The sequence below is a fragment of the Flammeovirga pectinis genome (assembly GCF_003970675.1).
Taxonomy (GTDB): Bacteria; Bacteroidota; Bacteroidia; order Cytophagales; family Flammeovirgaceae; genus Flammeovirga; species Flammeovirga pectinis.
In genome coordinates this window covers 21,108-35,465 of record NZ_CP034564.1, presented here as the reverse complement: position 1 = coordinate 35,465, position 14,358 = coordinate 21,108, and the positions used below count along the sequence as shown (strand labels likewise).

Genomic DNA, 14,358 nt, shown 5'->3' with positions numbered 1-14,358 from the left:
AAAAAGCATCAAATGATTAATTTTTTATCGATGTTTTTATTCGGAATATTATCTTGATTTAATACAAATTCACCATAAATTCTAATATGTTCCCTCATATAAGGATTTAACCTTTCAATCATTTCATCTGTGATGGTTAACCCATCTTCCTTTAATTCATTAATGACCCTTGTGAGATCAATGATATTATGAGCCATAATAATATTAGCTAATAATATTGTGTACTTTACTCTCTTTTCTTGTTCGATAGGGTCTCCTGATTTTATTTGTTCTCCACCAAAAGTGATCCAATCGCAGAAACTATTAAAAGACTCTATCTTTGTTGTTGATTTAGTGATATTTGACCTAAGTGCACTGTTTCTAATAAAATCTATTAAGAACAAGGTTCTTTGAACCCGCCCTAATTCTCTAAAAGCTTTATAAATTTTTGTTTTTCGTCCATGAATACCTAGTTTCTTTAAAATTAATGACGGTATAACTCTACCCTTTTTTATTGAAATAACAATCCTTAGCATTTCATGGTAGTATCCCTCTATGAGTTTCCAATCTCTTATTCTGGGCATTAATTCAATACCTAATAAATAGGAAAGTCCAAAAACAGGTTCATTTTGACCTTGTGTATCAGCATGAATATTTTTTATCTCCAGTGATGATTGATTTTGTATGAGGCCATCTAGAATATAAATGGCCTCCCAAATTCCGCAGACTATAAATTTACTGAACAAGGCAATGTAAGTATCACTGATATGATGATAGGCTATTCCTCCATAACCACCATATCTAATATGTCTTTCTCCAAACATATTATTTTCTAACAAAGGAATTTGGGTTCCATCAGCAACAGCAGTAGCTTGATTTCCCCATTTTTTGATAATGTCAAATGATTGGGTGAAATTTATTAGCGTACGCATCGCTTTTTGTAGGTTTTCATTGCTGATATGTTGTTTGTTGATTCTTGATAATGTTCTTTGGCTAATTTTATGCCTGCAATGTGACGACATATAGGTCGGGCCAATATTTACACCATAGGCAAATAAAGTATAAATATAGTTACTTATAGGATCTTTTGTTTTGGATAATGTACCTGTTATAAATTGAAAATTATCTGTAAAGGAAACATGATGATTTACCCTATTCATCATATCTAATAGGTTGTGTTTCTGTAGTTTTTGCTTAATGATGAGCTGAATCTTTTCTACCTCTTTATTTCTTTTTCTCTTACTTGATTTTTTGAGATGAAATCCTTTGTCATCTCTATAGTACGAAGAGGTTTCTTTTTTAAAGTGTTGATCAAAATCAAAGATTTTATCTTTCATTTCTTTTTGTAAATGTAGCACCATCTGTTTACCGTTTTCAGGTAATTGAAGATCTTGAATGATGATGGGTAATTCATGTGTTAATTCTTCATCAGAGACAAGGTACTCATCTGTATTGGCGTATTCTAACGACCCTTTTGCAAAATAATCAAAGGATTGTAAACCTTCAGATAAATAATACATCAAGGCGATTTCTAGGTGCTTTTTATGATAACTTATCTGACCATTATCCTCAGATATAATAATTACTTTCAACCATTTCTTTGTGAGGTAAGATAAATCAAAATCTTCATCGATAGTGTTCGTGCGTTTGTTCCTGAAACGTTTAAATTTTTTCCAATCATTCAATAAATTCTCATTTACGGAATAAATTTCAGCTTTATCAATTATCATTCTCAACGCTTTACCATAATATTTATGCGATTGGAGTAGATAAGGGTAAAAGTTGTCGTTATGAAACTGGTTAAGAAATTGATTTCTTTGCTTTAAATAAGCAAGACCACCATTCCTATGGTATAGATCGTGAAGTTTTTGATGGTGTAAAGACGGATTGTTCTTTGTTTCTATTGAAATAGTAAAAATCTGCTCTTGTAGTTGCAACATTTTTTCCTCGTTCCTTCTGTGCTCTTTTTTGTATTCTTCAAGTTTATTTTTTGCATTGGTGATATTTTTATTTACACGTTTAATAAACATCTCAATCAATGTATCTTTCACTTGCATCTGTTTGATGTACAAGAAACAAATAAGTAATGTATAACGTCTTTTAATCGTGGTATCTAGTATTTCTGATAGCTCAAAAGCATCCGCTTCAGCATAGAATTGTTTTATTTTTGTGAACGGAATATTTTTAAGAAAAAGGAATACTTCTTGAAAGGCATATAGGTTATTATATCGTCCGATCCATTCATGTATATTGGATAAATTGGGTTTATTTGGTGGTTCTTTCAACTTTGTAAATTCAGATTTATAGTTTTCATTTTGTACGACTAATAAACTATTTAATTGTGTAAAGTTATGAGCTGAAATAGATCGGTAAACAGCATTATAAACGTTCTCTTGATATTCATTCCTTTTTGATAAAACCAATAATGACAGCCTTTCAAAAGAAGGGAACGTAAAATTTAAATCAAGTATTTTTTCTACTGAAGCATTTAGTAGGTCTGAAGGATGACTCATTGTTGGGGTGGTTTCATCTAAATATTGAAGGACTTCTACTTCCGCCTCTTTATTGAAAAGAAATTTACCTCTCTTTTTTCTTATAAGTTCTCTTATCCGTTCATACGACCTTGTTGAGGTTGTGAAAATTAATTTCTTATCGACAATATCTTTTTCTTTATTGTCCATAGACTGAACACAATAATCAATAACAACTTGAGGAATATCATTTAAATCGGTAGGAAAGTAGTTTAGATAATCAAATACTTTTAATAAAATGAGTTTTAGAAGATGGTTATACCTCCTTGTTTTATGTAAGGCAAATATTTTATCATCATCGCTAACAGGAAAAATAGTTTCAGTTCTTCCTTGGAATATGAATTTTTAAAATGGGGATAGATAGTTTGTTGTTTAATTATCATAATAGTGTCATTTTTCTTAACGATAAAACTATTTACATTACATAGTATAAAATACAAAATAAGTGACAGTAATATCTTATATTTACTACCAATTTTATAGTGTCTCGTAAACGGTGGTTTGTAAGACACATTGTTCTAAAGACAATATGGCAGATTCAAAAAATACATCATTAAAAATTGGTTATGCAAGAGTTTCTAAGGCCGATGGAAGTCAGGTCGTGCAATTGCAACGTGATGCCTTGATAAGCGAAGGTGTAAATGAAGAACATATTTATGAAGATTTTGCATCAGGGAAAAATGACAAAAGAGAAGGCCTAAATGCTTGCTTAAAAGCACTAAGACCAAGAGATACACTTGTCGTTTGGAAATTGGATCGTTTAGGGAGAAATCTAAAACATCTTATTTCAACAGTTGAAGACCTAGACGAGAAAAATATAGGGTTTAAGGTACTCACCGGAAAGGGTGCAAATATTGATACAACAACACCAAGTGGAAAATTTATCTTTGGTATTTTTGGAGCTCTTGCCGAATTTGAGCGAGATTTGATTAGAGAGAGAACGGTTGCAGGCTTAAAAGCTTCACGTGCAAGAGGACTAATAGGAGGTCGGAAATTTCAACTCACTAAGGCTCAAGTTCGATTAGCAGAAGCTGCTATGAAAGATCCAAAAACAATAGTTACGGAACTTTGTAAAGAGTTAAATATCTCCAGACAATCACTGTATAGATATGTTGGACCAAAAGGAGAGTTAAGAGAAGCCGCACTAAAAGTTTTAAACAGTTAGAAAATGACTTTACTAGAAACCATACAAGAGTATAAAAATATAGGTATAGCTAAAATTATTGATTATGAGAAATTTAATAATTACACAATTACAGCTCATAGTACCCAAATAGAAGGCTCAACCTTAACATTAGATGATGCTACATTACTTTTAAATGAAGGATTGACACCAAAAGGAAAACCATTTATCCATTCTCAAATGGTAACAGATCACCATAAAGCGCTACTTTTCATTAAGGAAGAAGTGTCAAAAAAGAGAACAATTAACGCTCAGTTTATTCAAGAAATTAATGCTCATATCATGCATTCAACAGGGACTTCATACAATACTGTTTTAGGTACCATTGATAGTAGTAAAGGAGAATATAGAAAAGGGAGTGTATATGCAGGACAAAGATATTTTGTCAATTATCAGAAAGTACCAGGACTTATTGACAAACTTTGCACAACGATTAATACTCAACTAGAGAAAAAATTATCAGATGATGATAAAATAAACCTATCATTTTATACCCATTTTGAATTGGTAAGTATTCACCCTTTTTATGATGGAAATGGCAGAACCTCTCGATTGATAATGAACTATTTACAGGAGCTTTTTGGGTTTCCAATGTCAGTAGTCTTTAAAGAAGACAAGTTAGATTATATCCAAAGTCTTGAAAAAACCAGAGAGGAAAATAACATTCAATATTTTTATGATTTTATGCGAAATCAATACCAAAAATTCCTGCAATTGGAAATTGATAGGTATAAGTCTCAAAAAGATAATGACGATTACACAAGTATTGATTTCTAGTTATAATGCAATATTTACTTTTTATCCACTGTTTATATTTTAAACAGTGGGTGATTGTTTTAAATGTTAGTTTAAGGGTGAAATAGAGCTATGGCGGGTTTGTGGGTTATCTTGAATGTGGGTGTGAGGAGCTCCTTTTGTTGCTGCTGATGCATAACTACTGGACCCATCACGGGTAATTATTTTAATTTCAGGATGTGCTAATAACCACTTACTTACGGTCTCTACTTTTCTATCAGGAAGTAAAGCTATGGGTTGTCTAGTTTCCAAATCCACTAAAATAGTACCATAGGAAACTTGTTTTTTAAACGCCCAATCATCAATACCTAAACAATTAATAGTGAGTTCATTAGTGTCATTCACTTGAAACAAATGAGCAAAACACAACAAAGGTGAAGTGGAATATTCTAATTGAAGATGTGATGATATTCGTTGTAATGCTCGTACACCTATTGTAAGTCCTAAAACCATTAATTGATGTTGTAATCTAGTTGTAGAACGGGCATAAGGTTGTATTTCTTGAGTAAAACGTTCAGTAAAAATCTTCCTCGAACAATGAATATTTTTACAGTAGAATTTTTTCACTTTTAAGGAAACTTCAACACTAGAATCTGACCAGGATAAATCTTTGAGATTACGTACATAATAGCTATGTTTCGCATTACTTTCTGTATGACAACAAGGACATTTTCCAGAAGGAGATATAGATTTTAAATGAATGATTCTTTTCTTTACAATATTAGATTCATCGACAGAGAACCCATCAAATTCAAATGAACCAAAACTAGAAAAGGTAGAGAGTGATATCATAATAACGAAAGTAATAATATCTTATCTGCTAAAATGTTAAAAAAGCTTTCCACCAAAAGTGAATCAGAACCACGCGGGTGAACTAAATATTATTTACTATTTTTTTGAATATTGTATGATTTGCAACGATAAGTAACATAAATGGGAATTGTCAATTAAAGTCATTTTATGAGTCTAACGACATGACTAAATTAAATATATTATAATATAAAAGGATGATTAAATTATAGTCTTTTATGTGTCTAACAACACGACTAAATTAAATAGCAAGCTATGTTTATGTATATACAATAACTCAATAAATTGAGATTCTTGTGTATATACATAAACTCGTTTCGTTTTAAACTCACTTACTTGTTCCTCTCGGAAGGTTGGGGACATTCGCAATACTGCTCACTTGTAATTAATTAGTTTAAACTTAATCAGTTTAAAAATTAAAACTAGAGCAAGAAAAATATTTTCAGATCTATTGTAATTACATCAATAAAAATAGAGTATAGTATCGTTGTGATGTTTCAGATACTTATATCGTCCTTTTAGTCATTTTATTTCCTGTGATGTATATAAAAATAAATGTCTTAAAATTCTTCAAGCCTCTTAACAAAAGAGGATGGTTTAATCTCTAAACCCTTACAAACTCTAAATAGCATTTCCAAAGTAGGGTGAGTTGTTCCTCCCTCCAGTTTTGAAATATAACTTCTAGGTAAATCACAGAAATCAGCAAGTTGATGCTGAGTCATTTTCTTTTCAAGCCTTATCTGCTTAATCAGTATTTGAGTATTGCTTCGTACCATATTTGGTACAAATGTATTTTTTTAGTAAATTCAAATTACCCCATATATAGTACAAAACAGAAATATTACTATGAAATTAGAATCTCATCATATTGCTATAAGAAAGGCTGCAACACAAATTCTAGAAGAAAAAGGAGAGAAATTAAATAAGAATAATCTTATAAGTATTACTGGTGCAGAAATTTTTAAAAAATGTTCAACAATTTTTGCTAGATTCTTTAATCAATCAATTGCAAAGGCTATTACCTACTCTTTCCCTGATTATCATATTGAATTCTGGAACTTCCATAAACTTAATAATAAAATTAGATTTAAGAATATAGAGGATGAGAAGAGGTTTATTTTATACATCTTCCAACTTAATAGAATAGATTTTGTTGAGGAAAATTTATACAAATATCTAAAAACAAGTTTCATTATTGGTACTCATTTTAAAGGTACAAAAAAAGAATATTATGGTGGTTTTAGCCTTTTAAAGAAGTATAGGTGTTCTCCTGTCCTTTTAATTATGTCTTTGTTTAGAGAAGAATTTAAAAATTTGAAAGTATGGAAGTTTCCAAAAAATCAATATAAATGGTGGATAAATAAATTTCATGTAAATGCTTTTATGAAAAATGTTTATTCTGAATTGTCGAAACAAACTTTTTACAAAGGGTTTGAGACGATCTCTTACTCTAATGTATTATCAATAAAGGGAGTTAAATGCTATGTTAAAGAAATCTGTAATAATGATATTGAAGAATTCATCCATCAATTAAGGATAAGGTTTGAAGAAAATTCTGTAGCACCTTTATCTATTGATGAAATGATAAATCAGTCTAAATTATTAATCACTCAAAAAATGGGATGGTTATTACCTGAAGATTTTTATCAAATAAGCTATCAAATAATTAAAGATTGCAAGTGTTTCCATTTTTTTAGAAAATTGGTTAATGAAGATCTTATTGAATTTGTGAAAATACTATTTCCAAAATATAATTTCTTCCTTTTTAAATTTAAATCTGTAAAGGTTAATGCTAACTGGTGGTCAAATGAAGATAATCAAAAAGTTTACCTTAATTGGTTACTAGATATTTATGGGTTACAGCCTGACAAAGATCTTGCTATTATTTCTATTCATATGATCCAAAATAATTTTGGAAGATCAATATTAGAGTATCATAATAAGAAAGGTAGTCATTTGAAAAACCTTTTAGAGTATCATTACCCAAATTGTGGCCTTAATATGAGAGATTTTTCTTCGTTAAATAACAATAAAACTGAAAAACAATTATACAAGTTGATTAAAAAGTACCTCCCAGAAGAATATTCTAAACAAACATATTTTGATAAAGATATACCTAGACTTTTTTATTTCGATGAAACTAAAAAAGAGATGAGATTTGATATAGTTATTTTAAAATTAAAAACTGTTATCGAATATCAAGGTATTCAACATTACAAAGATATTAATGGACTATACTCGTCTGATTCACTTCAGAAAAATATACTTCATGATTTTGAAAAAAAACAAAAATGTAAAGATTTAGGATGGAAGTACATAGAGTGGTCGTATAAAATACCTGTTATTCCTCAAAACGTAATTAACCTAATTTTTAAATTAAGAGCAAATGATATGGATCACTACGAATACAAAATTTAATACCTCTCAATTTTTGTAAGGAGGAAAACCATATTTATCATAAAGACCTTACTCTCTTTTACTCTATTCTATTTTTATTAATCTTGAATTCTAATAAAAATAGACCTGAAAATGATTTTCATGCTCTAGTTTTAATTTCTAAAATGATTAAACTTAAACTAATCATTTATGAATGAGCAGAATTGCGAATGTCCCCAACCTTCCGAGAGGAACAAGCCAGTGAGTATTAAACGAAACGGGTTTATGTGGTAACACGAAAATCTCAATTCATTGAGTTTTTGTTACCACATAAACATAGCTTGCTATTTAATTTAGTCGTGTCGATAGACTTATAAAACGACTATAATTTAATCACATCTTAATATTATAATATAATTAATTTAGTCGTGTCGATAGACTTATAAAACGACTATAATTAATAATTTTATCTCGATTATTAATTGTTGTATATCACATTATTATTTTAATAATTCAAAATTAACTAATTAAATTTAGTTGTAACTATTATACATCAAACATAATTACATAAACAATCACATCCCTAAATAAATATTTACATAAATAAATGTATCCCTAAATAAGTATTTACATAAGTAAAGGATTAAAGGAAATAAGGATTAAAAGAAATAAGGATTAAAGGAAATAAGGATTAAAAGAAATAAGGATTAAAAGATATGATACATATTTTATTGTATGTATTTTTCAAGTTTTCGCTAATAAAAAATGGTTATATCAATAGCAAATCAAAAAGGTGGGGTAGGAAAAAGCCTTTAAAAGAATCAAGTCTCAGATTGTTCTGCAGATGGATTTTAGAAAAATGGAGAGGGAAATTTCAAGAGAATTTAATCTTTGATGAAGTTTTTTTTACTAAAAATACTCCTAACATTATACAGTGGTTTGAAGCTAAAAATCAATGTATTATACTTGTGTCATTGAATCAATTGTACTATCTCTGATTCAAAAAATAACGATTTATTAATTTTGATGACGAACCAAAATTATACTATTGGGTAGTACGATTCTAACTATTTTTATCAAGCTGTATTCTATAGAAAATGGATGCAGTATTACTTTTAGCTAACTAAAATTTCATGAAAACTATTAAACTATTTTCTGTATCTCTTTTTCTTCTTGTTTTAACTTTTGCTATAAATGCATATGCAGGAGTATTTGTAAGATATCAAAACAATGACTCTAGCTCTTATACATTTGATACAGATATTGGAGGAAGTATGCAGAAAATTACTTTTGGCGGTAGTCAGTCTGGCTCCCTTACTATTCAAGGTGGAGGAAGCAAAGCCATAGTTTATACAAGTTGCGGGAAAGTAACTTTAGACGATGGGGATAATATTACCATCAAAAATGGATGCATATCATTTAACTAAGACGATGGTCTTAGTTTGTATATAATAAAATTAAAAGGGGTAGTTTCCCTTTATGAATCGTTAAAGCGTAAACCCTCTCTAACTTTGTTGGAAGGGTTTATTTTTTTAATTAGAATCATTCAACTCTCATTAATCACTTTCTTCAAAGTATGCTTATTAGGAAAATCTTTACCATCCTTAATAGCCATTCTTACGTTATTCACTTCTGGCCAAATTTTCCATTGAGGGTTCTCAGTATATTTATTCAAAGCTACTTTTATAACACTTTTCTCTAAACCAATCTCCCCTAGCCTCATAGACAGTTTATCTAATTTCTCTTTAAACTCTGGTGATACACTCGGTGTACTTTCATCAAAGAGAGTTTGCTGTGTTGGAGCTTTCTTTGTTTTTATTTCGTCAGTTTGTACATCTTTAGTATTACTTGACGTTTTAGGTAGTTTCCCTATTTGCTTTAAGTAAGTCTGTTTTGTCTTTTCGTCAGGTAATACATTATAAACAAGTGATTCTTCTGGTGATAGTGCTAAAATATCTGCTTCCTCATCTTTATGTGTACTATCCAACGTAAAAAAGAACGTCAGTTTATACACCTTTTTACCTTGCTTCTCTTCTTCATAGTACCCACTAATGTCTGTTTTCTCATTAATTTCATTTATAGATTTTTCTATAACTGCACGTTTAAACTGAGAATACGTAGCATAAGTTTTAACATCTTGAATGCCAAATTTGATCTTAAGGTTATCTACTGTAATAGAATACGGCTTGTTAAACTTAGCTTGCTGTAAAAGGATCTCATAAAGTCTAATTGCAAAAGAAGACTTCATCTTACTCACTGTAGAATATAGGTATTCTGTATATGCTTCCTTAAGGTCTATAATAAGCGGTTTTAACTCATCATTAAGCTTATAGGCTAATTCTATCTTGTCTATGTCTTTATCGTTGTCTATGCTCCTAGCATCCCCTTGAAGGGTTGGAAAGATCACTATAGACTTAAACTTACCATCTAATTCAACATACAGTGGCTTCATTTGTTGTAATGCAAAAAGAGCTTTCTTTGCTTTACGATAGTCATATATACTAGGGTTTTTCTTTCCTGTAAATTCACGAATGCTAATAGAATGAAACGTATCTATATCATTTGCCCTTACTGCTTTAGCAATACAATAGATAAACAGTTTCTGTTCCACTGCTGATAAACCCTTTGTTTCGTTGTACAATATGAGTTTACTATGTTTTTTTACTATATCCTGTGCATTCATGATACTTCAGTTGAATCCTATATGTGTATAAACTAACGAAAACGATACGCATAATGCAAGTAAACCATATATTAAATACGTTGTTTTATACACATTAACGTTAATCTACACATCTTAAGCGTTAAATTGTACACTCAACGTTAAACAATACTTGCCTTTACGTTAAACTATACACTATTATTAGTCATATAGTACATTAAATTTCGTTAGTCTATACACATTTAAATAGTAATATTTAGTTGTTATAAACTGTAAATCAATTAGTTATAGTAATTTTCCAAACTTCCTTAATATTATTAATACTTCTAATATTTATTAATCTCTTTATAACTTTAATTCTTATTAAAGAAATCATATTTGATTATTAAGTAGGTTATAAATTGAAATTACTATACGATTCATAAATCATATTTGAGTTATGAATGCAATATATGATACTTTATTCACAAATAAAAGTCATATTTGAGTTGTTTTTATGAAAAAGTATGGCTTATATTGCATATATATAAATCATATATGAGTTATTATAAGTAATAATATGAGTACATTAATAGATAACATTAAATATTTTAGAAAAGAAAAAGGACTATCTCAAAAAGAAGTTGCGGCGAAATCAGAAATTTCCTTAGCAACTTACCAGAGAATAGAACAAGGAACTTCTGATGTCGGGATGACTGACCTTTCTAAAATTTCGGACGTACTGGGAATAGGTGTTGATACACTAATGAAAAGGCGTTGTACCATAATTACATTAGCAAATACTAAAGGTGGTAGTGGAAAGACTACTATGGCAATACATATATCAAAACAATTAAAATTACTAACGGGCAAAAAGGTGCTTGCGTTTGATACAGATATTCAGGAATCATTATCAAATGTACATTCTGACGATAGTATAGTTGATTTGGTAACTTTTGATCATACAAAGAAATTTGTGAGTAAGGAATCTTCTATCAGAACTCAATTGGTCAATCTTTCTAAGGAATACGACTTTATTATTATTGATACAGCAGGTTCGTTTGAATCTTTTACGTTCTTATCTGCAATTATTGAAATGTCTAATATTCTAATTGTTCCTTTCCAATTAACACGTATGTCTATTTCAGGCACTGAGTTTATTGAGGAATTGATCGTTGAAACAAATGCTCATAGAAGTGAGCAAGGAAAGTTACCTACCAAAGCGGTAGCTGTTGCTACAATGGTTAATAAGAGAGCAAACGAAGTAAAGATTTTAAAGGATATTGAGTTTGAAGGTATAAATGTACTAACCAACGTAATTAGTAATTCTGTAGAGTATAGTAGAACAGATGATTTATCTACTTCATTTACAAATGCATCTATAAAAAAAGAATTTGATAAATTTATGGATGAGCTGGAGAAATACACTGGTTTATCTAATTAATAACCTTAACGATTATACTATCCATGGCAAATCTTAATATAAATACGAACCGTAAGAAAAAGAATAGAACAGTATTCGATAGGGCTGCCCAAAATGAAGCCTCTATTGATCGTAATAACTATATAGAAAGAAATGGAATCGTAATTCTTCCAGAGTTAGAATCTTATATCAGAAAACAAGATGTTGAAGAAGCTGAATTGTTTCGTGAATCTATAGAAACTGAAGGAATTAGAGAGCCACTTTTGTTGGTTAATATTCCTGGTCATGATAATCTCTTGATTGATGGTCACCATAGATATAAAGCTTCTGAGAACTCTCCTACTGTTCCGGTTAAATACATTACTTCACTAAATACTTTAGATGAGGTAAAAGTATGGATGCTTAAAAATCAGTTAGGACGTAGAAACTTAAAGGATTTTGAGCGTATTGAATTATCAGAAAAGTTATTGAGTTTTAATGCAAAACTTGGTATAGAAAAGCGAGTGCAAAATGCTTCAAAAAACGAAAGTGCAAATTTGCACTTTCGAAGTGAGGAAGAAAGTGCAAGCCCTAAAAAGATAGATCATACTCAAAATATTGCAGATACAGCCAATACATCAAGAAGAAATACATCAAAGGCTCTTAAGATTATCAGAGAAGCTCCTGAAGAATTAAAAGACCTGGTTCGCTCTGGAGAAAGATCAATTCATAGTGCATATCAAGAGATTACTAAGAAAGCGAAAGTTGAAAAAGCTCCAAAAGTCAATTTAAAAGAAACATCTCTTCAAGAAAAATTGAATGATTCTTCTAATGAAATTACAGCAAAAGGAAAAATTAATACTTTAGATAATACTTATCTATCATTTAAGAACTCTCTATCAAAAGGAAATAAAGAATTAGCGAAAACAGAGCTAGATAATATGATTCATTTAATTAATGAATTGAAAGCCAACCTTTAGAATAAAAATTCAAATATAAAAAAGAGGGAGCCAATACAAATCGCCAAACCCGTATGCACCCCCTCATAACCTTATACAAAGTTATAATTATGTCAAAAGTACAAAATATTCCGTATTTATTAATCATCGGATTGTGTTCTCTTTATTCGATGTATGTAGTTACTCACTTTCTAATGTTCTTAGGGATTGATGAAAAAGTAGCTATGGGTGTCTCCATTGTGATTGCCTATATCACCCACTCTATCATTTTTGATTCTGCGAAATCAATTTTATCTACTAAGAAATTTTCTTCCAATATCATTTTAGCTTTAACGTTCTGTGCGTCTATTGTTGTGATGGAATACTATGGTCTGAATCATAAAATTAGAACATCTGAAGTAGATAATACTAAGGTCGAAGTTCTGGGGTCACAATTGGTTAATTTGAGAAATCAGTTAAGCCAAACAGGAGTTTCAAATCATTATGCCAAGGTTGAATTAAGAAGAAGTCTTAAAGTACAAATCAAGGAAATTCAAGCCGAAATCAAGGGAGCTAAGCTTGAATTAGTAAATCAACAAGAAACAGCAGAAGCTAAAACAGAGATGTTCTCCTTCTACTCTATAATTGTTTTAGTGTTATCAATTTTAGCATCTATTGAAGTAACAAAAGCGATAGATAACAAAGAGTTCAAGCTTGATACTACAAGCTTATCTCAAGAGATTAAACAAGAAGGAAACCTTAATTTCAAGCTTGAAAACAAGAATAATCATCATCAGATAAGAAGTAATCAATCTATTGGTTTTTTATTTAATACAGGTACAAAAGAAGAAAGGTTGTATCAAGCTTGGGAAGGTGGTGAAAGAAATATTGCCAAGCTTTGCAAGATGGTGAAGAGTAATCCGGTTTTGATAAAGCAGATGATTTCAGATTTAAGGCTTTCTGATCGTTTATCTTCTTAAGATAGTAGAAGAAGAATTTATTTATGCTTCTCCATTTATGTTTAGAACCAATTATGGTTGGTGAAATATATTTAAAATTGAAGGTACAAGTGAATAATCATTTGTACCTTTTTTCATAAATTGATTTTTATAGAAACTAACAGATTGATAAATGGAAAATAAGATACTAGTAGTAGATATTGAAACAACAGGCTTCCTCAATCAAGGTGGCCATATTGCCGAAATTGGCATCGTGGAATTAGATCTACAAACAGGAGCTAAAGAGATAATCTTTGATGAAGTTTGCCACGAGAAAGGAATGACTTTGGAGAGTGTTCAAAATAGTTGGATAGTAAGTAATGGTTTTATGACTGTGGAGGAAATTAGACACAGCAAAAACCTGGAAGTATACCGAAGCCAACTTCAAGATATTTTTAATCAGTACCGAACAGGAGCTACAGCATATAATAGATCTTTCGATTTTGATTTCTTAGAAAGTAGACGTTTTCAATTTCCTTCAAAACTTCCTTGTCCAATGGAGCTATCAACAGATATTTGTAAGGTATCTTGGAATGATTATTACCAAAAATGGAAATGGCCAAAAGTAGAAGAAGCTTATGATTTTTTCTTTCCTGATAATGATTATACCGAACTGCATAGAGGAGCAGATGATGCTTTTCATGAAGCAGATATTGTAATGGAATTGTATAGGAGAGGGGTTTTGGAGATTTGATGTTTTTCAAC

General features: G+C 30.1%; 12 protein-coding genes. 8 read left to right on the top strand and 4 right to left on the bottom strand.

All coding sequences use genetic code 11. The features are described 5' to 3' along the window. Window positions 1-8: 8 nt before the first annotated feature. Entirely contained in the window at window positions 9-2,825 is a 2,817-nt protein-coding gene (locus tag EI427_RS25700; RefSeq protein WP_262708894.1) for a Tn3 family transposase, read from the bottom strand. Between the two features lie 214 nt (window positions 2,826-3,039). On the opposite strand from EI427_RS25700, the gene EI427_RS25695 reads away from it, so the two are divergent. Continuing rightward, window positions 3,040-3,675, top strand: a complete 636-nt coding sequence (locus EI427_RS25695; RefSeq protein ID WP_126620539.1) for a recombinase family protein — start codon at window positions 3,040-3,042, stop codon at window positions 3,673-3,675. A 3-nt stretch (window positions 3,676-3,678) separates the two neighbouring features. Further along, a complete protein-coding gene (locus EI427_RS25690) occupies window positions 3,679-4,470 on the top strand; it encodes a Fic family protein (RefSeq protein ID WP_126620537.1) in 792 nt (263 codons plus the stop codon). 66 nt (window positions 4,471-4,536) lie between these two features. Here the strand turns inward: EI427_RS25690 and EI427_RS25685 are convergent, their stop codons facing one another. Continuing rightward, the gene (locus EI427_RS25685) at window positions 4,537-5,280 is read right to left on the bottom strand and encodes a transposase (RefSeq protein ID WP_126620535.1); all 744 of its coding nucleotides are present in this window, start codon (window positions 5,278-5,280) and stop codon (window positions 4,537-4,539) included. Between the two features lie 578 nt (window positions 5,281-5,858). Then, on the bottom strand, window positions 5,859-6,074 hold the full coding sequence (locus tag EI427_RS25680) for a helix-turn-helix domain-containing protein (RefSeq protein ID WP_126620533.1): 216 nt from the start codon (window positions 6,072-6,074) through the stop codon (window positions 5,859-5,861). Between the two features lie 70 nt (window positions 6,075-6,144). On the opposite strand from EI427_RS25680, the gene EI427_RS25675 reads away from it, so the two are divergent. Together EI427_RS25675 and EI427_RS25670 are read left to right on the top strand one after the other, a co-directional pair. Beyond that, window positions 6,145-7,716 (top strand): hypothetical protein, encoded by a 1,572-nt coding sequence (locus tag EI427_RS25675; RefSeq protein WP_126620531.1) that lies wholly within the window; start codon window positions 6,145-6,147, stop codon window positions 7,714-7,716. Window positions 7,717-8,807: 1,091 nt separating this feature from the next. Continuing rightward, window positions 8,808-9,101 (top strand): hypothetical protein, encoded by a 294-nt coding sequence (locus tag EI427_RS25670; RefSeq protein ID WP_126620529.1) that lies wholly within the window; start codon window positions 8,808-8,810, stop codon window positions 9,099-9,101. 119 nt (window positions 9,102-9,220) lie between these two features. On the opposite strand, the gene EI427_RS25665 is transcribed toward EI427_RS25670, so the two are convergent. Continuing rightward, window positions 9,221-10,357 carry a replication initiation protein gene (locus tag EI427_RS25665; RefSeq protein WP_126620527.1) on the bottom strand — a complete coding sequence of 379 codons (1,137 nt, stop codon included), beginning with the start codon at window positions 10,355-10,357 and terminating at the stop codon, window positions 9,221-9,223. 538 nt (window positions 10,358-10,895) lie between these two features. Between EI427_RS25665 and EI427_RS25660 the strand changes: the two genes are divergently transcribed. From EI427_RS25660 to EI427_RS25645, 4 genes are all read left to right on the top strand, one after another. Continuing rightward, window positions 10,896-11,759, top strand: coding sequence for an AAA family ATPase (locus EI427_RS25660; RefSeq protein ID WP_126620525.1), 864 nt, complete (start codon window positions 10,896-10,898; stop codon window positions 11,757-11,759). A gap of 23 nt (window positions 11,760-11,782) precedes the next feature. Then, the gene (locus EI427_RS25655; RefSeq protein ID WP_126620523.1) at window positions 11,783-12,697 is read left to right on the top strand and encodes a ParB/RepB/Spo0J family partition protein; all 915 of its coding nucleotides are present in this window, start codon (window positions 11,783-11,785) and stop codon (window positions 12,695-12,697) included. Between the two features lie 89 nt (window positions 12,698-12,786). Next, a complete protein-coding gene (locus EI427_RS25650) occupies window positions 12,787-13,635 on the top strand; it encodes a hypothetical protein (protein WP_126620521.1) in 849 nt (282 codons plus the stop codon). Window positions 13,636-13,786: 151 nt separating this feature from the next. After that, window positions 13,787-14,347, top strand: coding sequence for a 3'-5' exonuclease family protein (locus EI427_RS25645; RefSeq protein ID WP_126620519.1), 561 nt, complete (start codon window positions 13,787-13,789; stop codon window positions 14,345-14,347). The last annotated feature ends 11 nt before the right edge of the window (window positions 14,348-14,358 follow it).

Excerpts from the sequence above, each read along its gene's own strand:
- EI427_RS25685 (WP_126620535.1), bottom strand. The coding sequence starts at position 5,280 with ATGATATCACTCTCTACCTTTTCTAGTTTTGGTTCATTTGAATTTGAT.
- EI427_RS25650 (WP_126620521.1), top strand. The coding sequence starts at position 12,787 with ATGTCAAAAGTACAAAATATTCCGTATTTATTAATCATCGGATTGTGT.
- EI427_RS25675 (WP_126620531.1), top strand. The coding sequence starts at position 6,145 with ATGAAATTAGAATCTCATCATATTGCTATAAGAAAGGCTGCAACACAA.
- EI427_RS25690 (WP_126620537.1), top strand. The coding sequence starts at position 3,679 with ATGACTTTACTAGAAACCATACAAGAGTATAAAAATATAGGTATAGCT.
- EI427_RS25645 (WP_126620519.1), top strand. The coding sequence starts at position 13,787 with ATGGAAAATAAGATACTAGTAGTAGATATTGAAACAACAGGCTTCCTC.
- EI427_RS25665 (WP_126620527.1), bottom strand. The coding sequence starts at position 10,357 with ATGAATGCACAGGATATAGTAAAAAAACATAGTAAACTCATATTGTAC.
- EI427_RS25670 (WP_126620529.1), top strand. The coding sequence starts at position 8,808 with ATGAAAACTATTAAACTATTTTCTGTATCTCTTTTTCTTCTTGTTTTA.
- EI427_RS25680 (WP_126620533.1), bottom strand. The coding sequence starts at position 6,074 with ATGGTACGAAGCAATACTCAAATACTGATTAAGCAGATAAGGCTTGAA.
- EI427_RS25655 (WP_126620523.1), top strand. The coding sequence starts at position 11,783 with ATGGCAAATCTTAATATAAATACGAACCGTAAGAAAAAGAATAGAACA.
- EI427_RS25660 (WP_126620525.1), top strand. The coding sequence starts at position 10,896 with ATGAGTACATTAATAGATAACATTAAATATTTTAGAAAAGAAAAAGGA.
- EI427_RS25695 (WP_126620539.1), top strand. The coding sequence starts at position 3,040 with ATGGCAGATTCAAAAAATACATCATTAAAAATTGGTTATGCAAGAGTT.